Source organism: Caballeronia sp. ATUFL_F2_KS9A, from assembly GCF_023630765.1.
In the GTDB taxonomy this organism is placed as follows: Bacteria; Pseudomonadota; Gammaproteobacteria; order Burkholderiales; family Burkholderiaceae; genus Caballeronia; species Caballeronia zhejiangensis.
In genome coordinates this window covers 314,852-338,070 of the sequence record NZ_JALQEK010000002.1, presented here as the reverse complement: position 1 = coordinate 338,070, position 23,219 = coordinate 314,852, and the positions used below count along the sequence as shown (strand labels likewise).

At 63.8% G+C, this 23,219-nt stretch carries 26 protein-coding genes; 15 read left to right on the top strand and 11 right to left on the bottom strand.

What is annotated here, in order from left to right; genetic code table 11:
* Window positions 1-52 precede the first annotated feature (52 nt).
* Window positions 53-685, bottom strand: coding sequence for a TetR/AcrR family transcriptional regulator (locus NCS67_RS03880; protein ID WP_008350673.1), 633 nt, complete (start codon window positions 683-685; stop codon window positions 53-55).
* Between the two features lie 379 nt (window positions 686-1,064).
* On the opposite strand from NCS67_RS03880, the gene rsxB reads away from it, so the two are divergent.
* From rsxB to NCS67_RS03865, 3 genes are all read left to right on the top strand, one after another.
* On the top strand, window positions 1,065-1,901 hold the full coding sequence (gene rsxB, locus NCS67_RS03875) for an electron transport complex subunit RsxB (RefSeq protein ID WP_250434286.1): 837 nt from the start codon (window positions 1,065-1,067) through the stop codon (window positions 1,899-1,901).
* A 16-nt stretch (window positions 1,902-1,917) separates the two neighbouring features.
* The gene (gene nth / locus NCS67_RS03870; RefSeq protein ID WP_008350681.1) at window positions 1,918-2,562 is read left to right on the top strand and encodes an endonuclease III; all 645 of its coding nucleotides are present in this window, start codon (window positions 1,918-1,920) and stop codon (window positions 2,560-2,562) included.
* 75 nt (window positions 2,563-2,637) lie between these two features.
* A complete protein-coding gene (locus NCS67_RS03865) occupies window positions 2,638-3,069 on the top strand; it encodes a DUF1841 family protein (protein ID WP_008350683.1) in 432 nt (143 codons plus the stop codon).
* Window positions 3,070-3,150: 81 nt separating this feature from the next.
* Here NCS67_RS03865 and NCS67_RS03860 read toward each other — a convergent pair whose 3' ends face one another.
* Both NCS67_RS03860 and NCS67_RS03855 read right to left on the bottom strand, forming a co-directional pair.
* Window positions 3,151-3,531: a c-type cytochrome gene (locus NCS67_RS03860; protein WP_008350685.1), complete on the bottom strand. Its 381-nt coding sequence runs from the start codon at window positions 3,529-3,531 to the stop codon at window positions 3,151-3,153.
* Between the two features lie 40 nt (window positions 3,532-3,571).
* Entirely contained in the window at window positions 3,572-3,937 is a 366-nt protein-coding gene (locus NCS67_RS03855) for a c-type cytochrome (RefSeq protein WP_008350687.1), read from the bottom strand.
* 398 nt (window positions 3,938-4,335) lie between these two features.
* Between NCS67_RS03855 and NCS67_RS03850 the strand changes: the two genes are divergently transcribed.
* From NCS67_RS03850 to NCS67_RS03820, 7 genes are all read left to right on the top strand, one after another.
* The gene (locus tag NCS67_RS03850) at window positions 4,336-5,178 is read left to right on the top strand and encodes an AAA family ATPase (protein ID WP_008350690.1); all 843 of its coding nucleotides are present in this window, start codon (window positions 4,336-4,338) and stop codon (window positions 5,176-5,178) included.
* Window positions 5,179-5,185: 7 nt separating this feature from the next.
* A complete protein-coding gene (locus NCS67_RS03845) occupies window positions 5,186-5,776 on the top strand; it encodes a GNAT family N-acetyltransferase (protein WP_034471257.1) in 591 nt (196 codons plus the stop codon).
* A 19-nt stretch (window positions 5,777-5,795) separates the two neighbouring features.
* On the top strand, window positions 5,796-6,971 hold the full coding sequence (locus tag NCS67_RS03840) for a vWA domain-containing protein (RefSeq protein ID WP_250434284.1): 1,176 nt from the start codon (window positions 5,796-5,798) through the stop codon (window positions 6,969-6,971).
* A gap of 13 nt (window positions 6,972-6,984) precedes the next feature.
* Window positions 6,985-8,181 (top strand): benzoate/H(+) symporter BenE family transporter, encoded by a 1,197-nt coding sequence (locus NCS67_RS03835; protein ID WP_175981862.1) that lies wholly within the window; start codon window positions 6,985-6,987, stop codon window positions 8,179-8,181.
* A 72-nt stretch (window positions 8,182-8,253) separates the two neighbouring features.
* On the top strand, window positions 8,254-8,511 hold the full coding sequence (locus NCS67_RS03830) for an energy transducer TonB (protein WP_250434274.1): 258 nt from the start codon (window positions 8,254-8,256) through the stop codon (window positions 8,509-8,511).
* A gap of 227 nt (window positions 8,512-8,738) precedes the next feature.
* Window positions 8,739-9,692 carry a transaldolase gene (gene tal, locus NCS67_RS03825; RefSeq protein ID WP_008350701.1) on the top strand — a complete coding sequence of 318 codons (954 nt, stop codon included), beginning with the start codon at window positions 8,739-8,741 and terminating at the stop codon, window positions 9,690-9,692.
* 176 nt (window positions 9,693-9,868) lie between these two features.
* Entirely contained in the window at window positions 9,869-10,297 is a 429-nt protein-coding gene (locus NCS67_RS03820; RefSeq protein ID WP_008350703.1) for a VOC family protein, read from the top strand.
* Window positions 10,298-10,309: 12 nt separating this feature from the next.
* Here the strand turns inward: NCS67_RS03820 and NCS67_RS03815 are convergent, their stop codons facing one another.
* The 6 genes from NCS67_RS03815 to NCS67_RS03790 form a co-directional block, all read right to left on the bottom strand.
* The gene (locus NCS67_RS03815) at window positions 10,310-11,416 is read right to left on the bottom strand and encodes an FUSC family protein (protein ID WP_175981858.1); all 1,107 of its coding nucleotides are present in this window, start codon (window positions 11,414-11,416) and stop codon (window positions 10,310-10,312) included.
* A 113-nt stretch (window positions 11,417-11,529) separates the two neighbouring features.
* The gene (mctP, locus tag NCS67_RS03810) at window positions 11,530-13,080 is read right to left on the bottom strand and encodes a monocarboxylate uptake permease MctP (RefSeq protein WP_008350706.1); all 1,551 of its coding nucleotides are present in this window, start codon (window positions 13,078-13,080) and stop codon (window positions 11,530-11,532) included.
* On the bottom strand, window positions 13,080-13,328 hold the full coding sequence (locus NCS67_RS03805) for a DUF3311 domain-containing protein (protein WP_008350708.1): 249 nt from the start codon (window positions 13,326-13,328) through the stop codon (window positions 13,080-13,082). The genes mctP and NCS67_RS03805 overlap by 1 nt, the downstream gene beginning before the upstream one ends.
* A 228-nt stretch (window positions 13,329-13,556) precedes the next feature.
* A complete protein-coding gene (locus tag NCS67_RS03800; RefSeq protein ID WP_250434271.1) occupies window positions 13,557-14,450 on the bottom strand; it encodes a class I SAM-dependent methyltransferase in 894 nt (297 codons plus the stop codon).
* On the bottom strand, window positions 14,447-14,929 hold the full coding sequence (locus tag NCS67_RS03795) for a DNA-deoxyinosine glycosylase (RefSeq protein WP_250434269.1): 483 nt from the start codon (window positions 14,927-14,929) through the stop codon (window positions 14,447-14,449). Before NCS67_RS03795 ends, NCS67_RS03800 begins: the two co-directional genes overlap by 4 nt.
* Window positions 14,926-15,567, bottom strand: coding sequence for a chorismate--pyruvate lyase family protein (locus tag NCS67_RS03790; protein ID WP_250434267.1), 642 nt, complete (start codon window positions 15,565-15,567; stop codon window positions 14,926-14,928). The genes NCS67_RS03795 and NCS67_RS03790 overlap by 4 nt, the downstream gene beginning before the upstream one ends.
* Window positions 15,568-15,704: 137 nt before the next feature.
* On the opposite strand from NCS67_RS03790, the gene NCS67_RS03785 reads away from it, so the two are divergent.
* Window positions 15,705-15,962, top strand: coding sequence for a hypothetical protein (locus NCS67_RS03785; protein WP_008350714.1), 258 nt, complete (start codon window positions 15,705-15,707; stop codon window positions 15,960-15,962).
* 54 nt (window positions 15,963-16,016) lie between these two features.
* On the opposite strand, the gene htpG is transcribed toward NCS67_RS03785, so the two are convergent.
* Window positions 16,017-17,921 (bottom strand): molecular chaperone HtpG, encoded by a 1,905-nt coding sequence (gene htpG / locus NCS67_RS03780; RefSeq protein WP_250434265.1) that lies wholly within the window; start codon window positions 17,919-17,921, stop codon window positions 16,017-16,019.
* A gap of 118 nt (window positions 17,922-18,039) precedes the next feature.
* Between htpG and NCS67_RS03775 the strand changes: the two genes are divergently transcribed.
* Entirely contained in the window at window positions 18,040-18,585 is a 546-nt protein-coding gene (locus tag NCS67_RS03775; protein WP_034471272.1) for a hypothetical protein, read from the top strand.
* Here NCS67_RS03775 and NCS67_RS03770 read toward each other — a convergent pair.
* Window positions 18,582-20,048 carry an aminotransferase-like domain-containing protein gene (locus NCS67_RS03770; RefSeq protein WP_034471274.1) on the bottom strand — a complete coding sequence of 489 codons (1,467 nt, stop codon included), beginning with the start codon at window positions 20,046-20,048 and terminating at the stop codon, window positions 18,582-18,584. The two genes, NCS67_RS03775 and NCS67_RS03770, sit on opposite strands and share 4 nt — an antisense overlap.
* Before the next feature lie 177 nt (window positions 20,049-20,225).
* On the opposite strand from NCS67_RS03770, the gene NCS67_RS03765 reads away from it, so the two are divergent.
* The 3 genes from NCS67_RS03765 (at window position 20,226) to NCS67_RS03755 (ending at window position 23,218) form a co-directional block, all read left to right on the top strand.
* The gene (locus NCS67_RS03765; RefSeq protein ID WP_051079033.1) at window positions 20,226-21,008 is read left to right on the top strand and encodes a VOC family protein; all 783 of its coding nucleotides are present in this window, start codon (window positions 20,226-20,228) and stop codon (window positions 21,006-21,008) included.
* Window positions 21,005-21,946 carry a DMT family transporter gene (locus NCS67_RS03760; RefSeq protein WP_250434264.1) on the top strand — a complete coding sequence of 314 codons (942 nt, stop codon included), beginning with the start codon at window positions 21,005-21,007 and terminating at the stop codon, window positions 21,944-21,946. The genes NCS67_RS03765 and NCS67_RS03760 overlap by 4 nt, the downstream gene beginning before the upstream one ends.
* A gap of 75 nt (window positions 21,947-22,021) precedes the next feature.
* Entirely contained in the window at window positions 22,022-23,218 is a 1,197-nt protein-coding gene (locus NCS67_RS03755) for an aminotransferase-like domain-containing protein (RefSeq protein ID WP_008350720.1), read from the top strand.
* Window position 23,219 lies beyond the last annotated feature (1 nt).

The following is a 23,219-nucleotide window of genomic DNA, read 5'->3' as shown; positions in this document are numbered from 1 at the left end:
AAACGTCGCGCCTTGCAAAGGGCGCGACGTTTTTTCTCCCGACCGCGTCGATTCAGCGGCGCGTCAAAAAGGCCAGCAGCAACTCGGTATTCATCCGCACGATCTGCTCGCGCTGCGCCTGCTCGCTGAAATCGAGCCCGAAAGTCGCTTCCAGCGTGAAGCGATTCGAAACGATGTAATAGCCGAGTCCCGACAGGATGATGTAGAACTTGAGCGGATCGACGTCGGTGCGAAACAGTCCGGCTTTCTGACCGCGATCGAGAATGGCCGTGAGCGTCGCGACGATCGGCGAAATGAGCTCGCGTATTCGATTCGATCCTTTGATATATCTCGCCTCGTGCAAATTCTCGTTGTTGATGAGGCGCAGCAACTCCGGATGATCCCGGTAGTAATCCCAGACGAAATGCGCGAGACGCGTCATCGCTTCGATAGGCGCAATGCCGTCGAGTTCGAGCGTGCGTTCCGCTTCGACGAGCGCCGATAGCGCATGTTCGAGCACGGCGGTGAATAACTGCTCTTTGCTACCGAAGTAGTAATAGAGCATGCGCTCATTGGTCTCCGCCCGACGCGCAATCTGATCGACACGGGCGCCGAACAAGCCACCGGCCGCGAACTCTTCTGCGGCGGCAAGCAAAATACGGCGCCGGGTGCCTTCAGGATCTCTTTTGATTTTCGGCTGATTCATGGTGGCATGACTCGGGAGCCGCGTTGCCGGATTAGCGTCACGCGGCCCGCATTGGGTACATGACGTGAACGGGCGCTGCCCAGGGTTATTGGGAAACACCGTCCTGCGGTCAAACGGAAAAGCGCTTCGATTATGCGCACATCGAAAGGACGTTGGCAATTGGGAGTAGAAGCCATTCGGCACGACTGTTGACGACTTCGGCGATAATGTCGATCAAAGCCGAGCGTGCGCCCGCGAAACGGGACGCGCGCCGAACAGGCAGCGTGCCCGTCGTCGTGGACGCCGAAGCGTTCTCTTCGCATCCGAAGCGCACCGCGCGATTCCCAACGCGATCTTCGCCCACGCTGCGCCAGTCCCCAAGGCATCATCGCAATTCCTCGTGACCGCAACCTTTTCCAAGACGCTCGCCGAGCGCATCGAAGACCTGCTGCCGCAGACGCAATGCACCAAGTGCGGCTACCCGGCCTGCCGGCCCTACGCCGACGCCATCGCCGCGGGCGAGGCGAGCTATAACCGGTGCCCGCCGGGTGGCGCCGAAGGTGTCGCGCGTCTCGCCGCGCTGCTGGGCGCGCCCGATATACCGCTCGATACGACGCATGGCGTCGAGCGCGCACGGCCCGTCGCGGTGATCGACGAGAACGTGTGCATCGGCTGCACGCTGTGCATGCAGGCGTGTCCGGTCGATGCGATCGTCGGCGGCGCGAAGCAGATGCACACGGTCATCGCCGAACTGTGCACGGGTTGCGATCTGTGCGTGCCGCCCTGCCCCGTCGATTGCATCGCGATGGTGCCCGTGACCGGCGATCGCACCGGCTGGGACGCGTGGAGTCAGGAACAAGCCGATGCTGCGCGCGCCCGGCACGACCGCCGCGTGGCACGTCTGGAGCGCGAGCGCGCCGAGGCGCAGGCACGCGCGAGCGCGCGTCAGGCCGCGCGGGCGGCGCAAACAGCGCAAGCGACGCAGGCCACGTACGAAGCGCAGCCCGCGAGCGACGATCCGGAAGCGAAGAAACGCGCGATCATCCAGGCCGCGCTGGAGCGCGCGCGCAAGAAGAAAGAAGAGATGGCGAAGCTCGGCGCCGGTCCCAAGAACACGGCTCACGTGAGCGCGGCCGTGCAGGCGCAGATCGACGAAGCGGAAGCGCGCCGCCGCCGTCTTGGCATTACGGACGACGCAAACGCGTCCCATCCCGATAAAGGCGATAAACCCGCGTAAGAACGGACATCGAATCATGAACGCCACGAAGCGCCGCGCGATCTACGAGACTTTGCAGAGCCTGAATCCGCACCCGGTGACCGAGCTCGAATACACGACGCCGTTCGAACTGCTGATCGCCGTGATGCTCTCCGCGCAGGCCACCGACGTCTCCGTGAACAAGGCGATGCGCAAGATGTTTCCCGTCGCCAACACGCCGGCAACGGTGCTCGCGCTCGGCGAGGAAGGCGTAGCGGAATACATCCGCACGATCGGGCTGTATCGCACGAAGGCGAAGAACGTGATCGCGACGTGCCGCATGCTCGTCGAGCAGCACGGCGGCGAGGTGCCGGACAATCGCGAGGCGCTGGAAGCGCTGCCGGGCGTCGGCCGCAAGACCGCGAACGTCGTGCTGAACATCGCGTTCGGGCAGCCGTCTATCGCCGTCGATACGCACATCTTTCGCGTCGCGAATCGCACCGGGCTCGCGCCGGGCAAGGACGTGCGCGCCGTCGAAACCGCGCTCGAGAAATTCACGCCGAAGGAATTTCTGCACGACGCGCATCACTGGCTGATCCTGCATGGACGCTATGTCTGCAAGGCGCGCGTGCCGGAATGCTGGCATTGCGCGATCGAGCCGCTCTGCGAATATCGGCCGAAGACGCCCGCGCCCGTCGAATGAAGAGGGTTTGGGCAGAACCTGCGCATCGCGGTCTACAATAGCGGATTCAGAAACCCGCAATCGAATCAATACGTTATGTTCAACCCCAGCCGCGACGAAGTTCGCCAGTTCTTCACCGAAACGTGGCGCAAGGAGCGCGCCGGCGAGATTCTGACGCCGCTCGAAAGCATGGCCGCCGACTGGATCGGCGAGCATCCGGAATATCACGACGCGCTCGTGAACCCCGAATCGCGCGAAGCCGATTACTCGCCCGATCGCGGTCAGACGAACCCGTTTCTGCATCTGTCGATGCATCTCGCGATCAGCGAGCAGCTTTCGATCGATCAGCCGCCGGGCATCCGCCGCGCGCACGACAGGCTCGTCGCACGCCTCGGCTCGCCGCACGACGCGCAGCACGCGATCATGGATTGCCTCGGCCAGATCATCTGGGAAGCGCAGCGCTCCGGCACCCCGCCCGACACCGACGCCTATCTCGCGCTGATCGAGCGCCGTGCTTCGCGCGACTAAGCATCGAAACTGGACGCATCAAGCAAAACACCCCGCTTCGAGCGGGGTGTTTCGTTGTGCGGATTGCGGGAGAAATCGCGCTTACTTCTTCAGCACGAGACTGCCATCGAGCGATTCGATGTATGCCGCGAGATCCTTCAGATCGCTCTGCGACAGGTTCTGCACCTGCGCCGCCATGATGGCGTTGTTGCGTCCGAAGTTCGGGTTGTTGCCGCCGATCTGATACTGCCGCAGCGCCCAGTAGATGTACGTCGCGTGCTGACCCGCGAGACGCGGATACTCGCCGCTCACCGGCTTGTTCAGACCGGGACCGTGACAGGCCGCGCAGTTGTGGCTGTCGGAAAGCGCCTTGCCGTTTGCGACATCGGCTGCGTGCGCGCTGCCGAACGCCGTCATGCCGATGAGCGCCGCTGCGGCGCTCGCTGCCTTAAAGCTTGAGTGAAGTGCCTTGGACGGCTTCATGAATTCTCCTTCCCGTTGTCGCTTTGCGTTCACGCGCGGATCACTTGTCGGGATTGTTCTTCGATTGGGGAGTCTGCGCAGCGTAGTACGCGGCGATATCGGCGATATCCTGATCCGACAGCGTCGTCGCGATGGCGCGCATCGTGTCGAAATGACGGTCGCCCTTCTTGTAGGCATGCAGCGCATTGGCGATGTACTGCGCGTTCTGGCCGCCCAGCATCGGCACTTCGTACACCTCGGGGTACGCGGTGCGATAGCCGGGGATGCCGTGGCAGCCGATGCACATCGCAACCTTGCCCTCTGCGGCCTTCGCGTTGCCGACGACGTCGGCCGACGCCTCACTCGCGAAGCCGGCGAGACCGGACAGCGCTGCAATCACGGCACATTTGCCGACGAAATTGTTCATAGCTCTTCTAACCTGGCTTGAGGGGAAATCCGGCGCTCACAAGGCCGCGGCCCGCGCCGAGCGCAATACAACCTTCTCGGGACTGTTTGCTGTTGCAGGGTCTGTCGCCACGCAGGCCAAAAAAATCGCGCTAATTGTACCGCGCGACCTACCCTCCGTCCACACGCGAACCGCGCCGAAGCCCTGCTGACAAGGGGAATCGGCTGAAAAGCAGCCGTTTGCCCTGCGACAATTCGTCCCTGTACACGCGATGAACCCGCTTGCGCGCACGCTTCACCCGCGCTCGGGCATGCAGCGTCGACCTGCCGATAAAGCGGCTCAAACGATACCGGGCGCGCCTCAATGCGGAAAGGTCTTCTGACTTATACTGGGATTTTTTTGCCAACCGGATCTTCGTCATGCGTTTCGAAGGCTCATCGCAATACGTCGCAACCGACGATCTCAAGCTCGCGGTGAACGCCGCGATGACGCTGCAACGGCCGCTGCTCATCAAGGGCGAACCGGGAACCGGCAAGACCATGCTCGCCGAGGAAGTTGCGGGAGCACTCGGCATGCCGCTTCTGCAGTGGCACATCAAATCGACGACGAAAGCCCAGCAAGGCCTGTACGAATACGACGCCGTCTCGCGCCTGCGCGATTCGCAGCTCGGCGACGAGCGCGTGAAGGACATCCGCAATTACATCGTCAAGGGCGTGCTGTGGCAGGCGTTCGAGTCGGACCAGCAGAGCGTGCTGCTCATCGACGAGATCGACAAGGCGGACATCGAATTTCCGAACGACTTGCTGCGCGAACTCGACCGCATGGAGTTCTACGTCTACGAGACGCGCGAGCTCGTGAAAGCGAAGCACAGGCCGCTCGTCATCATCACGTCGAATAACGAGAAGGAGTTGCCTGACGCGTTCCTGCGCCGCTGCTTCTTCCACTACATCAAGTTCCCGGACGCGGAGACGATGAAGGCCATCGTCGAGGTGCATTTTCCGAACATCAAGCAGGATCTGCTCGCCGCGGCGATGCAGAGCTTCTTCGAGCTGCGCCAGGTCTCGGGCCTGAAGAAGAAGCCGTCGACGTCCGAACTGCTCGACTGGCTCAAGCTGCTCCTGGCCGAAGACATTCCGCCCGAGGCGCTGCGCTCGTCGGATCAGAAACAGATCGTGCCGCCGCTGCACGGCGCGTTGCTCAAGAACGAACAGGACGTCGCGCTCTTCGAGCGGCTGCTGTTCATGAACCGCAACCATCGCTGATAACGACATGAGCCGCTGGATCGAACCCGTCACGCTGCAAGGCGAACACGTCAGGCTCGTGCCGCTCACGCCCGAGCACGAGCAGGCCCTCACGGCCGCCGCGAGCGATGGCCAATTGTGGAAGCTCTGGTACACCTTCGTGCCGCCGCCCGACAAGACGCGCGCCTATATCGACACCGCGCTCGACATGCGCAACCGCTCGGGCGCGCATCCATTCGCGGTGATCGATGCGAAGAGCGGCGACATCGTCGGATCGACGCGTTACTTCAACGTCGACGAAGCGAATCGTCGGCTGGAGATCGGGCATACGTGGTATGCGAAGCGCGTGCAGAAGACCGCGCTCAACACCGAAGCCAAACTGCTGCTGCTCACGCACGCCTTCGACAGGCTCGATGCCATCGCCGTCGAATTCCGGACGCATTTCATGAACCACGCGTCGCGCACGGCGATCGCGCGGCTCGGCGCGAAGCAGGACGGCATTCTGCGCAATCATCAGGTCGGCAAGGACGGCGTGTTGCGCGACACCGTCGTGTTTTCGATCATCCGCTCGGAATGGCCGGCTGTGCGCGCCAATCTGAATTTCCGGCTCGAACGTTAAGCACGATGGAGAGCGCGCCATGCTGATCGACTTCTTCTACTCGCTGCGCGACGCGAAGCTGCCCGTTTCGGTGAAGGAATATCTGACCTTGCTCGAAGGGCTGAAGGCGCAGGTCATTTCGCCGTCGCTCGACGAGTTCTACTTCCTCGCCCGCATGACGCTCGTGAAGGACGAGAAGTACTTCGACAAGTTCGATCGCGCGTTCGGCGCGTATTTCCACGGCCTGACGCAGCTTCCCGACGAAGTCTTCGACATTCCGCTCGACTGGCTCAGGAAGCGGCTCGAACGCGAATTCACGGCGGAAGAAAAGAAGCGCATCGAGGCGCTCGGCGGCCTCGACAAGCTCATGGAACGCCTGAAGGAACTGATGGACGAGCAGAAGGAGCGTCACGAAGGCGGCAACAAATGGATCGGCACGGGCGGCACGTCGCCCTTCGGGCATGGCGGCTACAACCCGGAAGGCATTCGCATCGGCGGGGAATCGGCGGGGAACCGCACCGCCGTGAAAGTGTGGGACGAGCGCGCGTACAAGGATTACGACGATCAGGTCGAAATCGGCACGCGCAACATCAAGGTCGCGCTGCGGCGCTTGCGGCGCTTCGCGCGCGAAGGCGCGAACGAAGAGCTCGATCTGCCCGACACGATCCGCAGCACCGCCGCCAACGCCGGCTGGCTCGATCTCAAGATGGTGCCCGAGCGCCACAACAACGTGAAAGTGCTGATGCTGCTCGACGTCGGCGGCTCGATGGACGATCACATCAAGCGCGTCGAAGAGTTGTTCTCGGCGGCGAAGGCCGAGTTCAAGCATCTCGAGTTCTACTACTTCCACAACTGCGTGTACGACTATCTGTGGAAGAACAACCGCCGCCGTCACACCGAGCGCACGCCGACCTTCGACGTGCTGCACAGGTTCACGCCGGACTACAAGCTGATCTTCGTCGGCGACGCCACCATGAGTCCCTACGAAGTGCTGCAGCCGGGCGGCTCCGTCGAATACAACAATGCCGAGGCCGGCGCGGTGTGGTTGCGCCGTCTCGCGGATCAATTCCCGCATCACGCATGGCTCAATCCCGAGCCCGAGCGGCTATGGGAATATCGCCAGTCGATCTCCGCGATCCGCAACGTGCTCGGCAATCGCATGTATCCGCTGACGATGGCCGGCCTCGAAACCGCCATGCGCGCCCTGTCGAAGTAATCGAGACACCCGAATGAAAGCTTCCGCTCCGGCGCCCGCCGCGCCGCGTTTCCTCTTTGATACGTCGCTCTCCACGATCGTCGCCGGTTTCGTCGCGATGATGACCGGCTACACCAGTTCGCTCGTCCTGATGTTCCAGGCGGGCCAGGCCGCGCATTTGTCCGATGCGCAGATTTCCTCGTGGATCTGGGCGCTCTCGATGGGCATGGCGGTCTGCACGATCGGCCTGTCGCTGCGCTATCGCGCGCCGATCGTCGTCGCATGGTCGACGCCGGGCGCGGCGCTGCTCGTCTCGTCGCTGCCGAACGTCGCCTACGCCGATGCGATCGGCGCGTTCATCGTCTGCGCGGTGCTCTTGACCGCCGTCGGCCTGACCGGCTGGTTCGACACGCTGATGAAGCGCATTCCGTCGGGCATCGCCGCCGCGCTGCTCGCGGGCATCCTGTTCGAGATCGGCATCGAGATTTTTCGCGCCGCCGAGCATCGCACCTCGCTCGTCATCGTGATGTTTTTCACGTATCTCACCGGCAAGCGCTTCCTGCCGCGCTACGCGATCCCGGCGACGCTCGTCGTCGGCATCGCGGTCGCGGGCGCGCTCGGGCTGCTCGACTTTTCGCGCTTTCATGTGGCGCTCGCGCATCCCGTCTTCACGATGCCCGCGTTCTCGATCGCCTCGGCGATCAGCATCGGCATTCCGCTTTTCGTCGTCGCGATGGCCTCGCAAAACGTGCCAGGCATCGCCGTGTTGCGCGCCGATGGCTACACGACGCCTTCCGCCCCGCTCATCTCGACGACCGGCCTCGCGTCGCTCGTGCTCGCGCCGTTCGGCTCGCACGGCGTGAATCTCGCCGCCATCACCGCCGCGATCTGCACCGGCCGCGAGGCGCACGAGAATCGCGACAAGCGCTACACGGCGGCCGTCTGGTGCGGCGTGTTCTATCTGCTCGCGGGCACGTTCGGCGCGACCATCGCGGCGCTGTTCGCGGCGTTTCCGAAGGAGCTCGTCGTGTCGGTGGCGGCGCTCGCCCTCTTCGGCTCGATCATGAGCGGCCTCGCCAACGCGATGCAGGACGCGCGTCAACGCGAGCCCGCGCTCGTCACGTTCATGGTGACGGCGTCGGGCCTCACGCTGCTGTCGATCGGCTCCGCGTTCTGGGGCTTGATCGCGGGCGTTGTGACGCATGTCGTGCTCAATGCCAGACGCGCCTGACGCAGCCTACAATGGCGGAATCGGCCCCGATTTCCGGCCGATGCTTCCGCAATCGTTTTTGGCATTTCCGTCATGGCTTTGATCGACAGACTGTTGGCGCGCTCCACGCCGCCTGGCACCGCACCTAAGCGCAAGACGATCGTGCGCGTGCTGCTCGACGACGCCGGGCACGTCCAGGACGTCGTCCTGAAGATGAGCGGCGGCGATCCGGCGACAGACGCGCACGCGCTCGACGAGTCCGCAAGATGCGTTTCGCGCGCGGCCAGTTGGACTCGGGCACGGTGCGGCGCTGGCACGAGCTCGCTTACGCGGCCGATTGAACGCGACTGAACGCGCTTGGACGCGATTGAACGCGCGAGGCGGCGCGCCGGTCGAATTCCGGCACGCCGCGTGCGTGCGTGCACGGATCAGCGCGTTCGCCGCGCTCGGGACTAGAATGGGAAAATGAATTCAGGGGCGCGCCGCGCGAACGAAGTCGCCGCGCGGCGTCGCAATCATGGGCAATCCGCGGGTTGTTTTCCGCAATTTGACAAGACGCCACGCGTCTGAGACTCGACATGACATCCGCTCTCGACCAGCTCAAGCAATACACGACCGTCGTCGCCGACACGGGCGACTTCCAGCAATTCATCGCATTCAAGCCGCAGGACGCGACGACCAATCCGTCGCTGATCCTGAAGGCCGTCCAGAAGGACGACTACAAGCCGCTGCTCGAAAAGACCGTCAAGGAGCACGCGAAGAAGCCGATGCCGCAGATCATCGACAATCTGCTCGTCGCGTTCGGCACCGAGATTCTCAAGATCATTCCGGGCCGCGTGTCCACCGAAGTCGACGCGCGCTTGTCGTTCGACACGAAAGCGTCCATCGACAAGGCGCACGACATCATCAAGCTGTACGAGAACGCGGGCATCAGTCGCGATCGCGTGCTGATCAAGCTGGCGTCGACGTGGGAAGGCATCCGCGCGGCCGAAGTGCTGCAGAAGGAAGGCATTCACTGCAACATGACGCTGCTCTTCTCGCTCGCGCAAGCGGTCGCGTGCGCCGAAGCGGGCGCGCAGCTTATTTCGCCGTTCGTCGGCCGCATCTACGACTGGTACAAGAAGTCGGCCGGCGCGGAATGGGACGAAGTGAAAAACGGCGGCGCGAACGATCCGGGCGTGCAGTCGGTGCGCCGCATCTACTCGTACTACAAGAAGTTCGGCTACAAGACGGAAGTCATGGGCGCGAGCTTCCGCACGGTGAGTCAGATCACCGAACTGGCGGGCTGCGACCTGCTCACGATCAGCCCCGATCTGCTGAAGAAACTCGCCGACAGCAACGAAAAGGTCGAGCGCAAGCTCTCGCCGGAGAGCGTGAAGAACGAGAACGTGGAGAAGATCGCCGTCGACGAGCCGACGTTCCGCTTCCTCGTCAACGACGACGCCATGGCGACCGAAAAGCTCGCGGAAGGCATCCGCGCTTTCGCCGCCGATGCGATCAAGCTCGAAAAGCTGATCACCGCGCTGCAATAAGCGCGCTGAAAACAGAACCGCGAATCGCGCCGGATCACTGGTGCGATTTGCGGTTTTTTCCATTTCGCTGCTTCTTGACGTAATTTGACCGTTTCCGAGTCGACGTAGGACGCCGTTGCAATAGACTTTCGGGCTCTGGCGGCATGTCCGCTTTATATGCACGGAGTCATTCGCTCATGCAACTGGATACCTATATCTTCTACAACGGCGACTGCGCCGAGGCGCTCGAACTCTATCAGGCCGCGTTCGGGGCGCAGATCGCCGCGCTGGTGCGCTTCCGCGATGCGCCGGACGGCGGCAACGCCCCGCCCGACTGGGCAGACAAGATCATGCATGCGGTATTCTGCGTCGGCCCGAACGCGATTCTGGTGTCCGACGGCCGCTATGGTCAGCCGCGCAAGGACTATTCGGGCTTCACGCTGTCGATCGCCGCGGACGACGCGCAATCCGGCGAGCGCATCTTCAACATGCTTGCCGAAGGCGGCAACGTGCTCACGCCGTGGCAATCCACGTTCTGGACACAAGGCTTCGGCATGCTGACGGATCGTTTCGGCGTGCCCTGGCTCATCAACGTGGTGCACGAAGCCGAAGTGCAGGCAGCCTGAGCATTCACTGCTTCATGGATTGAGCGGCCGCGCCCCTTCGATATTCCACTGCCGCTCGATTTCCGACAGCCGCATCCGCAAGCGATCCACCTGCTCGACGAAACGCATCGCGAGCCAGTGCATGCCCTGCGTCGTCGCGTTCTCGTCGTCGGCGGCGATCGATTGCGGCGCGCCCGACGCATCCATCGCGCGATACAGCAAACCGACGCGCCCGAAGCGCAGCGCGCGCGCCATCTGCAGGAGCTGTCCGCGCACCGCGTATTCGCCCGGCGAGCACGCAATCGCAAAACGGCTGGGCGTTGCGCCCGAGACTTCCGGCATCGACGTCACGAGCATTTCCAGCGCCGCGAGAATCGAGCGATGCAGGCGCTGGATCTCTTCCAGCCGCGCCATCGGCACATCGGTTTCCTTCGCGACCGACTCCATCAGCGCGCGCGCCTGCACGAGCCGCTGGCTCATCGCATACATGCGGCGCGCCGTGTCCTCGGCGACGAGCGGCGTGCCATCCAGTAAAGCGCCGTAGATCCTCGCGCATTCGCGCAGATTGTCCGCGAGACGGTAGCGCCACGAATACGTCGCGTATTGCGGCAGCACGAACGAGAACGCGAGCGCGATCACGACGCCGATCATCACATTGGCCGTGCGCCACAAACCCGTGGAAAGCGGCAAGTCGCCGTGCCCGGAAACGATGACCATCGTGATCGCCGTGAGCAGCGCGACATAGCCCGGCTTGCCGATGGCGTAATACGCGCAGCCGCCCGCGACCAGGCACATCAGCACGAAGAACACCATCTGCGAGCCGGTCAGCGTCTCCGCGAGAATCAGCACGAGGCCGAAGCCCGCGCCGAGCGTCGTGCCGATGGCGCGTTCGGCGGCCTTCTTGCGGATGTTGCCGTAGTGCTGCAGCCCGCCGATCACGACGAGCACCGACACCGTCGCCCAGATGCCGTGCGGCATGTCGACGCCCGTCGTGACGGCGATCGACATTGCCACGGCAAGGCCGACGCGCAGCCCGTGGATCAGGTTCGCGTGCCGGTATCGGAAGTACGGCGACGTGACCCAGTGAACGAGGCGTGAGAGACGGCCGCGCCTGATTGACGTCGATGTCGGAGAAAGCATGGTTCGCTCACACGAAGGCTGTCCAAAAAAACGCCCGCAAAGGCGAGAAGCCTGTTACGGGCGTTTTACCAGCTTTTCGCGCGCCGCGCCGGGCAGGTGCGCGACGGCCGGAATCAGCCTTCCACGATGTCCAGATAATCTTCCGGACGCGTGCGGTCGTCGGAGCGCTTGAGGCCGAGAACGCGCACGAGCACGCTCACGACGATCGAAACGATGAGGTTCGCGATCAGCGCCCACACCGCCGCGTAGCCCGGCACGACGTAGCCGAACAGATGCAGCGGATAGATCGAGCCCTTCAGTTGCAGCGACACGGCCATCCACGTACCGACGCCGATGCCCGTCGCCCAGCCGATCAGCAAGCCGCGATGATCGAGCACGCGCGTATAGAGGCCGAGCACGAGCGCCGGCAGCGTCTGGATGATCCAGATGCCGCCGAGCAGTTGCAGCTGGATCGCGTACGTGAGCGGCAGCGCGAGAATGAACACCACCGCGCCGACCTTCACGATCAGCGACACGAGCTTGGCGACGTTGGTCTCCTGCTCCGGCGTCATGTTCGTGTTGACGAACTCGCGATGCACGTTGCGTGTGTACAGGTTCGCCGCCGCGATCGACATGATCGCCGCCGGCACCAGCGCGCCGATGCCGATCGCCGCGAACGCCACGCCCACGAACCACGACGGGAAGTAGTGCAGGAACAGCGCCGGCACGGCGAAGTTCGCGCCGTAGGCCTTGAAGTACTGCGCGTATTCCGGCATGTCCTTCACGCCCGAGGCGAGCGCCATGTAGCCGAGCAGCGCGAGCAGGCCGAGCACGAGCGAGTACGCCGGCAGAAGCGACATGTTGCGGCGGATCGTGTTGCCCGAATTCGACGACAGAATCGCCGTCACCGAGTGCGGGTACAGGAAGAGCGCGAGCGCCGAGCCGACCGCGAGCGTCGCGTACGCGCTGTAGCCGTTCAGGCTCGCGGCATCGGGCGCTTTCAGCAGCAGCTTTTCAGGCGGCACGGTGCTGAAAATATGGCCGAAGCCGCCGAGCTGCGCTGGAATCACGATCATCGCGGCGATGATGGTGACGTAGATCAGCACGTCCTTCACCACGGCGATCATCGCGGGTGCGCGCAGGCCCGACGTGTACGTGTACGCGGCGAGAATCGCGAACGCGATGATGAGCGGCAGATCGCCGACGAAGCCCTGCGTCGAGAAGCCGAGCGCGCCGATCACCACTTCGATGCCGACGAGTTGCAGCGCGATGTACGGCATGGTCGCCACGATGCCCGTCAGCGCGACGGCGAGCGCGAGCATGCGGCTGTTGTAGCGCGCGTGCACGAAGTCGGCGGCGGTCACATAGCCGTGACGCTTCGCGATGCTCCAGAGCTTCGGAAACACGACGAACGCGAATGGATAAATGAGGATCGTGTACGGCAGCGCGAAGAAGCCCGTCGCGCCCGCGCCGAACACGAGCGCCGGCACCGCGACGAACGTGTAGGCGGTATAGAGATCGCCGCCGAGCAGGAACCACGTGACGATGGTGCCGAAGCGGCGTCCGCCGAGGCCCCATTCGTCGAGCTGGGCGAGATCGCCCTTGCGCCAGTGCGCGGCGATGAAGCCGAGAATCGTGACGCCGACGAAGAAGAGGACGAAGACGAAGGTTGCGGTGGTGTTCATCATCGCGCGCCTCCGTTCTTTCGTCCCGAGGGCAGCGCCTTCGTCTTCTTATAGACGACGGCGGTGATGACGGCGCTGATCAGCACCCACAGCAGCTGATACCAGTAGAAGTACGGAAAGCCCCACAGAACGGGCTCGATCTTGTTGTAGAAAGGCACCCAGACCACACCGATCCACGGAAGGATCAGAAGCCACAGCCAATGCTTGTTGCGCGGTTGTCCGGTGCCGGTCGTAGCTTCGTGAGCCATGAACGGTCTCCTCTTGTTTTGTCGTTATTGCGAGCCCGGCGGGATGCCGGTCGTCGGGTAGACATGCCGCTTGAAGCGCCCCGAAATAACAGAGGGAGTATATGGACCGATAAATAGCGCTCAAATCAGGGAGAATCCCGACTATTCAGATTCCGCTGATTTCTCTGCTTGCTTCTGTGATAGCCGCGAAAGGGCCAGAACGCACGCTCCGGCCCGATGCATGTTCGGTCAGATGGAGAACGAACCCGTCGTCGGGATGCCCGCGCTTTCGGCGAGACCCTTCACCCACTTGCGCGCGGGCAGGCCGAGTTGGGCTTCGATGAGCTTCGCGCGCGTTTCGAGCGCGGCGAATGGCACGTCGAGCGCGGGACCGGCGAAGGCGAGCGCGACGCGATTGCCGTCGTGCACTTCGGGCAGCGCGATCACGCGATGATCGAACGCTTCGTTCAGATGCCGCATGTTGCGCACGAAGCTCGGATGATCGCCGAACAGATTGATCGTGACGACGCCCGCCTCGGGCGTGAGACACGCGCGGCACGCACGATAGAACGACACGCTGTCGAGCACGGGGCCGCGCGCGGTGGCGTCGTAGAGATCGATCTGCAATGCGCCGATCGTGCCGTGGTTCGCGCGATCGTTGACGAACTCCCACGCGTCGCGCTCGGTGACGGTGAGGCGCGCGTCGTCATAGGGCAGTTCGAACATCGCGCGCGCGGCGATCACGACCGCGGGGTTCAGTTCGACGGCTTCGACCTTCGCGCGCTTGAGAAAGCGGTAACAGAACTTCGTGAGCGCGGCCGCGCCGAGACCGAGTTGCGCGATGCGCTCGGGCGTTTCGATGAAGAGCAGCCACGCCATCATCTGCTGCGCGTATTCGAGCTCGATGTGATCGGGCTTCTTCAAACGCATCGCGCCTTGCACCCATTCGGTGCCGAAATGCAGATAGCGCACGCCGCCCTCTTCCGAGAACGTCACGGGCGCGAAGCGCGGCTTGCGCGGCGCCTCGATGCGCGGGGCGTTCGCGAGCTCGTCATCGTCGCGATTGCGCTTCGATTTGGCGTTGTCTTTCTTGCGGCCGAACGCGCGGGCTTCGGCCGACGCGCGCTTGATGAGATTCGTCATTGTGTGGTGAGGATGTCGCGCCAGATGCGCAATTTTTGATCGAACGAGAGGATAGCATTGGCCGCGCTCGACGACGGCAGCACGAGCGTCGCGTAGCCCGCCGCTGCAAGGACGGGCGCGAACTTGCCCGAGGTCTTGCCGTTGAAGCAGACCTTGCGCAAGTTCGGGAAGCGCGTGCGGAACACGGCGAAGTCGTTGGGCGATGCGTTGCGGATCGCGGCATCGAGACTGCCTTCGCGTTCGCACGCGGCGAGTACGTCCCATAAGCCGATGCCGTGCTGCTTCAGGCGCGCCAGACGTTCGTCGTAGCTCAGTTCGTGCAGCGATTCCCCGATCGCCGCGCCGACGAGCCGCCAGAACTGATTGCGCGGATGCGCGTAATACTGCGTCGCCGCCAGCGATGCGACGCCCGGAAAGCTGCCGAGGATGAGGGTGTGCGTGGCGTCATCGCCGACCGGTTCGAATCCCGCGAGCTTCATTTCGCCTCGCCGTGCGCGACGCGCTTCGCATGCGAGCTCAGATGTTCGAGCGAACGCGCGTGTTCCCAATGGTGCTTTTTCGCGGCTGATACGTCGAGGCGCGTCCAGAGCGCATCGAGCATGCATTCGGTGACCATCAGCGGCGCGCCGTGACGCTTGAACACGGATCGTCTCGCGACGAGCGCATGCGCGCTTTCCCCATGCGCCGATGCCAGGCGATGCAGCGGATGCCGCGCGGTGATCCTTCTGCTGACGAGCGCCGAGCGCGACACGCTGCTATCGCTATAAAGCAGTTCGGCAAGCGGACGCGTGCGCAGACGGCGCATCGATTGCCAGATACCCGTGCTGTGCGAAAGCGGCACGACGCTATGCGCGACGACGAACGGCGCGCCATCGACCTTGAGCGTGACTTCGCGCGTCCAGACGGGCGTGCGCGGCGTGACATCGAGCGCGCGCCATTCGTCGCGCCACGGCATATCGACGGCTTCGCGCGTCACTTCGACCGTCACCGCGCCGAGCGTGCGCAGATGCGCGGTCAGCGAGCCGCCGCGCGTGAGCCAGTCCTTTTGAGCGTCGGTGAGCGAGGCAAGCGGGACGACGCGCCAGTGTGCGTCGATGGGATCGTTGGGCGTGAGCATGCGGCGGATTATAGAGGCACCCGCTATTCGGACGTTTCGGCTGGAATTGCTCGCCATCCACGGATATAAGGGGATTGGCCGCGAACACTGCATCACCGAGGCGCGGCGTCCAGACGAACAATCAATGAAACAAGACTATGACAATCAACAAGAAACAGTCGTCGAAAGCAGTCACCGAGATCGCCGAAAAGACATTGCATGATCCGCACGCATCGAAGATTGCGAAGAGCTTCGCGGGATCGGTTCTCGCGCAGCGCCACACGAACAAACAGACCGGCGCGGCAATGGAACACAAGGCATCGGAAGCATTGAGAAGCCCGAAGTATTCGGAAGAGACCCGAAGGATGGCGGCATCGCTCATCGCTCAGTCGAACAAGGAACGCAAGAGCAAGTAAAAAACGCGCCGCCGGTTCCCCGGCGGCGCGTTCATTCAAATCACCTGCAAAGACTTACCGCGCAAGCAACAACGCGTTCGTGCGCTTCACGAAGCTCGCCGGGTCCTCCAGCGCGCCGCCTTCGGCCAGCAACGCCTGATCGAACAGCAGATGACACCAGTCGACGAAATTGGCGTTATCCGCATTCAACGACTTCACCAGCGGATGCTCAGGATTCACTTCGAGAATCGGTTCCGCTTGCGGCGCGTTCTGCCCCGCTGCCTTCAGCATGCGTTGCAGATAACCGCTCATGTCGCCTTCATCCGCGACGAGACAGCTCGGCGAATCGGTGAGACGGAACGTGAGGCGCACGTCCTTCGCCTTGCCTTCGAGCGCTTCCTTCATCTTCTCGACGAGCGGCTTCATTTCCTCGCCGACCTTCTCTTGCTGCTGCTTTTCCTCGTCGTCGAGCGCGCCGAGATCGAGGTCGCCGCGCGCGACGCTCTGCAGCGGCTTGCCATCGAACTCATTGAGGAACGACAGCATCCACTCGTCGACGCGGTCCGTCAGCAGCAGCACTTCGACGCCCTTCTTGCGGAACACTTCGAGATGCGGGCTGTTCTTCGCGGCCTGCCAGCTATCGGCGGTGACGTAATAGATCTTCGTCTGCTCGGGCTTCATGCGCGCAACGTAGTCCGCGAGCGACACGTTCTGCTCGTTGCTGTCGTTGTGCGTCGATGCGAAACGCACCAGCTTCGCGATGCGCTCGCGATTGCTGAAGTCCTCGCCGATGCCTTCCTTCAGCACTTGCCCGAACTCGTTCCAGAACGTGGCGTACTTCTGCTTGTCGGCGTCTTCGGTGGCTTCGGCCGAAGACGTCGCGAGCTCTTCGAGCATCGACAGCACGCGCTTGGTCACGCCTTCGCGAATCGCCCTCACGTCGCGGCTTTCCTGCAGGATTTCGCGCGAGACATTGAGCGGCAGATCGGCGGAATCAACGACGCCCTTCACGAAACGCAGATACGCGGGCAGCAGTTGCTCGGCGTCATCCATGATGAACACGCGCTTCACATAGAGCTTCAGTCCGCCGCGATGCTCGCGGTTCCACAGATCGAACGGCGCGTGCTTCGGTACGTACAGCAGTTGCGTGTACTCGCTGCGGCCTTCGACGCGGTTATGCGTCCACGCGAACGGCTCGTCGTGATCGTGCGAAACGTGCTGATAAAACTGCTTGTACTGCTCGTCCGTGATGTCGTTCTTCGGACGCGTCCAGAGCGCGCTCGCCTGGTTGACGGTCTCGTCCTCGTCCTTCGTGACCATCTCGCTCTTTTCGGCGTCCCACTCTTCCTTCTTCATCAGGATGGGCAGCGCGACGTGATCCGAATACTTCTGGATGATCGACTTCAGACGATGCGTCGACAGGAACTCGTCCTCGTCCGCGCGCAGATGCAGCGTGATGGTCGTGCCGCGTTGCGCGCGCTCGATGTCCTCGACTTCGAAATCGCCCTCGCCCGCGCTCGTCCAGCGCACGCCCTCGTTCGCCGCGAGACCGGCGCGGCGCGTCTCGACCGTGATCTTGTCCGCGACGATGAAACCCGAATAGAAGCCGACGCCGAACTGCCCGATGAGCGCCGCGTCCTTCTGCTGGTCGCCGGAGAGCTTCGAGAAGAATTCCTTGGTGCCCGAACGTGCGATCGTGCCGAGATGCGAAATCGCTTCGTCGCGGCTCATGCCGATGCCGTTGTCGTCGATGGTGACCGTGCGCGCGGCTTTATCGAACGACACGCGGATGCGCAGATCCGGATCGTTCTCGTAGAGCGCGCTGTTCTCGATGGCTTCGAAGCGCAGCTTGTCCGCGGCATCGGATGCGTTGGAAATCAGCTCGCGCAGGAAAATTTCCTTGTTGCTGTAGAGCGAATGGATCATCAGATGCAGAAGCTGCTTCACTTCTGCCTGAAAGCTCATGGTTTCTTGCGCCATGTCGGTTCCTCTTTGATTTCGTTGATGCGGATGCGTTGGCCGTGTTGGCCGAATTCGTCCGATATAAGGGCGCGCCGCTCGATTTCAAGAGCGATGTGCACGCCGTTATGATGCCTGCATGCACCGCACCGCCCGCGCACTCACACCCGGCGAGATCGACATCGCCCGTTCGATCTTCCGCGACGCCATCGACTATTCGCGGGTGCGCGTGCACGCGCGCGCCTATCTGCCGTTCGGCCTGCAGCCGCGCCGCACGGCGATGGCGCCGAACGGCAACCTCTATTTTCCGCGCGGATGTTTTCAGGACGACTTCTCCGCCTGCGACATCGCCGACCGCATGTGGTTCATCCACGAGATGACGCATGTCTGGCAATTCCAGCTCGGCTATCCGGTGCGGCTGCGCGGCGCGATTCGCATCGGCCTGCGGTATGCGTACACGCTCGCCGATGACAAGCGCCTCTGCGATTACAACATGGAAGCGCAAGGCAACCTGCTCGCGGATTATTTCGCGCTCAAGTTCTGCGACGGGCAAAACCGCCTTTACGAGCATCGCTACCGGCATACGCCCGGCGCGCTCGCGCTCTATGAGACCGTGCTCGCGGAGTTCATCCGCGCGCCCGCCGCGCGCCGCAATCTGCCAAGGCTTGCCGGACGGCGCCGCTAGGCGCTGCGCCGCGCGGCCTTTTCCAGATAGTTCGACAGCAAGGCGGGCAAGGCCGGATCGCCGCAATTGGCGATGTTGAAGCGCATCCACGTCGTCGGAGACTGATGCGGCGAAAACAGGCTGCCGGGCGTCAGCAGAAAGCCGGCTTCGTGTCCGGCTGCCGCGAGTCCATCGGAATCGATGCCCGCGTCCGCCCACAGGAACATGCCCGCCGCAGCGGGCGGCGCGAAAAGTCTGAGGCCGGTTTTTTCCAGCATGCGCGCGGTCTTGTCGCGCACGCCGTCGAGCCGGGCCCGCAGCCGCTCGACGTGACGCCGGTAATGCCCTTCCGTCAACACCTTGTAGACGACGCGCTCGTTGAGCTCGGGACTCGTCATGCCGACGAGCATCTTCTGATCCGCGAGCGCTTTCGCGACTTCCGGCGCCGCCGCGATATACCCGACGCGCAGATTCGCCGCGAGCGTCTTCGAAAAGCTGCCGAGGAAGATCACGCGCTTCAACTGATCGAGCGATGCGAGGCGCGTCGCGGGAAAGCCAGCGGGACACAGATCGCCGTAGACATCGTCCTCGACGACGATGAAGTCGTATTCCTGCGCGAGTTGCAGAATGCGGTACGCCTGCGCCGCCGTCAGCGACGTGCCGGTCGGATTCTGCAGCACCGAATTGATGATGAGCATCTTGGGCCGCCAGGTCGCGACGAGCGTCTCCAGCGCATCGAGATCGGGGCCGTCGGGCGTGTACGGCATGCCGACGAGCCGCGCGCCTTGCGAAGCGAAGCGGCCGAACATCTGAAACCACGCCGGATCGCCGACGATCACGGCATCGCCCGGCTTCACATAGAGACGAGAAATGAGATCGATCGCCTGCGTGATGCCCGACACGAGCACGATCTGCCGCGCCGCCGACGCGCCGATCTCCAGTTCCTCGAGCCGCGTCTGCAACTGCTGGCGCAGCGGCAAAAAGCCTTGCGGCGTGCCGAAGCCCAGCATCTGCGCCCCGCTCTGGCGCGACAGCGAGCGCAGCGCGTTGGTGATCAATTCGCCGTCGAGCCAGCGGCCCGGCAAATAGCCGAGCCCCGGCCCTTTTTCAGGACTGGACGTATGCAGCATGTTGCGCAGCAGCCAGACCACGTCGATGGTGTTCTGCACCGGCTCGCGATCCGCCGCGACGGCGGGCGTCTCGCCCTTCGCGACGAGCGTCGGCGCGATGCGCTCGCGCACGTAAAAACCGGAGCCGCGCCGCGAATCGAGATAGCCGTGCGCGACGAGCCGCTCGTACGCCTCGACCACGGTAAAGCGCGACACGCCTTTATCCAGCGCGAGTTTGCGGATCGACGGCATCCGCATGCCCGGACGAAACACGCGCTCGTCGATGCGCCTGCGCCCCCATTGCACCAGTTGATCGACGAGCGTGAGCTGCGCGGCGTCGTGCGGGGCGGGAATCTGATCGAGCGGAACGGACATGCGGGCCTCCGGTCTGCGGCGCGCAGCGTGACTGGGCCGTCAAAAAGTGTACCGAATAGTATGGGGCCGATTGTACCGTTACTGTTCCGGTGCAAGCGGCTACATTTTGCTTTCGGGCTGCGCGTCGCGTGCGAACGAAGCGCTATGCTATCGGCCCTTTTTATCGCTTTGCCCGTCATGACCGACCATCGACTGAAACTCGATCACCTCGTAATCGCCGCACGCACGCTGGAAGAAGGCGCGCAGTTCGTCGCCGCGAAATTCGGCGTGGAAACCGCGCCCGGCGGCGCGCATCCGCTGATGGGCACGCATAACCGGCTGCTGAATCTGTGGGGCGGCGCGTATCTCGAAGTGATCGCGATCGATCCGGCGGCGAATGCCGAAGCAGCGCGGCCACGCCTTTTCGCACTCGACGATCCGTCGATGCAGCGCCGCCTCGACGAGCACGGACCGCAGCTCGTGCACTGGGTCGCGCGCGTGGACCGGCCGAAGTCGCTCGCGCGCTGGCGCGAGCAGTATCCGGAGCGCATCGCGCCCGTCGCGGCAATGTCGCGCGCAGGCAATACCTGGGGCCTGACCGTACCCGACGACGGCGCGTTCCCCGCCTGGCAGGGCGCCGGCGATGGCGTGCTGCCGTCGCTGATTCAGTGGGACACGCCGCGTCATCCGAGCGGCGCGCTGCCGGAAACCGGCATCGCGCTGCGTTCGCTGACGGGGTTTCATCCGCGCGCGCGGGCCGTGGCGGAGCAGCTCGCGTGGCTCGGCGCGGCGCATCTGATGCGCGTCGAGGAGACGGCGGGCGCGCCGGTGCTCGTCGCGCAGTTCGATCTGCCCGATGGCACGACGCTCACGCTCGGCGAATCGGCGGAACAGGCCGAGGCGCGGGCGGCATCGAAGCCACGTCGCCCGAAGAAAACGGAATCACCCGACATGACCGACCACGGAGACACCGCACAATGAAGACCCGCGAAACCGAAGGCATGCTGCTCGGCCTGATCGGCGTCGTCATTTTCAGCCTGACGCTGCCGATGACGCGCATCGTCGTCGCGGAAGTCAATCCGATCCTGAACGGCCTCGGACGCGCGCTCGTCGCGGCCATTCCCGCCGCCGCGCTGCTTTTGTGGCGTCGCGAAAAGCTGCCGACGTGGCCGCAGGTCAAGAGCCTCGCGGTGGTCGCGCTGGGCGTCATCATCGCGTTTCCGGTGTTTTCCGCGTGGGCGATGAAAACCGTGCCCGCGTCGCACGGCGCGGTCGTGAACGGCCTGCAGCCGCTGTGCGTCGCCATCTATGCCGCGTGGCTCTCGCACGAGCGGCCGTCGAAGGCGTTCTGGGCGAGCGCGATCGCGGGCAGCGGGATCGTCGTCGCGTTCGCGTTGCAGGCGGGCGGCGGCGGGCTGCAGGCCGGCGACCTGCTGATGCTCGTCGCGGTCGGCATCGGCGCGCTCGGTTATGCGGAAGGCGCGCGGCTCGCGCGTCAGATGGGCGGCTGGCAGGTCATCTGCTGGGCGCTCGTGCTCTCGGCGCCGTTCCTGCTGCTGCCGGTCGGCTGGCTCGCGTGGGCGCAACTGTTCGGCAGCCACGCGACGCATCCCGAACCGCTCGCTCTCAAGACCTGGCTCGCGTTCGGCTACGTGACGCTGTTCTCGCAGTTCATCGGCTTCTTCGCGTGGTACGCCGGACTCGCGATGGGCGGCATCGCGCGCGTCGGGCAAGTGCAACTGCTGCAGATCTTCTTCACGATGGCGTTCTCGGCGCTCTTCTTCGGCGAGCACGTAAGCGGGTCGACGTGGCTGTACGCGGCCGCCGTCATCGTGACGGTCGTGCTCGGGCGCAAGTCCGCCGTGCGCGCCGCGGCGCAGCCGGCCGTGGTCGCTGCCGGCACGACGCACGCAAGATGACGCCTTCGCGCGATAATCGACGTTTGCGGTACGTTCCGCGATAAGAAATCACCCCAGAGACAATCGAGGCATTTCATGAATCAAGCCGATCTCCGCGCCACGCCGTGGCAACTCTCCGAACGTGCTCGCAAGCTCACCAGTTCGGCGATTCGCGAAATCCTGAAGGTCACGGAGCGGCCGGAAGTCATTTCGTTCGCGGGCGGCCTGCCCTCGCCGGCGACGTTCCCCGTCGAGGAAATGCGCCACGCCTCCGAACGCATCCTGCGCGACCAGCCCGCCGCCGCGCTCCAGTACAGCGCGACCGAAGGCTACATGCCGCTGCGCGAGTGGATCGCGAAGCGGTATTCGGTGAACGGCGCGCATATCCGTCCGACGCAGGTGCTCATCACGACGGGCTCGCAGCAGGCGCTCGACCTGCTCGGCAAGACGCTCGTCGATCCGGGCAGCCGCGTGCTCGTCGAAACGCCGACGTATCTCGGCGCGCTGCAGTCGTTCTCGCTATTCGAGCCGCACTACGTGCAGGTGCCGACCGATGAATCGGGCCTGATCCCCGAAGCGCTCGACGCCACGCTCACCGCGAACGCGCGCCTGCTCTACGCGCAGCCGAATTTCCAGAACCCGACCGGCCGCCGCCTGCCGCTCGAACGCCGCCGCGCGCTCGCCGCGCTGGCTCAAAAAGCGTCGTTCCCGGTGATCGAGGACGATCCCTACGGCGCGCTGGACTACGCGGGCGCGCCGCTGCCCACGATGCTGTCGATGGCGCCCGATCACATCGTGCATCTCGGCTCGTTCTCGAAAGTGCTGGCGCCGGGCCTGCGCGTGGGCTACATCATCGCGCCCGAGGAGTTGCACTTCAAACTCGTGCAGGCCAAGCAGGCGACCGACCTGCACACGCCGAGCCTCACGCAGCGCATCGTTTATGAAGTGGTGAAAGACGGCTTCCTCGACACGCACGTTCCCAAGATCCGCGCGCTCTATCGCGATCAATGCAACGCGATGCTGGACGCACTGGAACGCCACATGCCCGCGGGCGTCGAATGGAACCGGCCGGAAGGCGGCATGTTCGTGTGGGTGAAGCTGCCGCAACACATCGATTCGATGAAGCTGCTCGAACAGGCGATCGCGCAGAACGTGGCCTTCGTGCCGGGCGGCCCGTTCTTCGCCAACGAAGCCGAACACAACACCATGCGTCTTTCGTTCGTGACGGTGCCGCCCGCCACGATCGACGAAGGCGTCGCGAAGCTCGGCGCGCTGATCCGCGCGAGCATCTGAT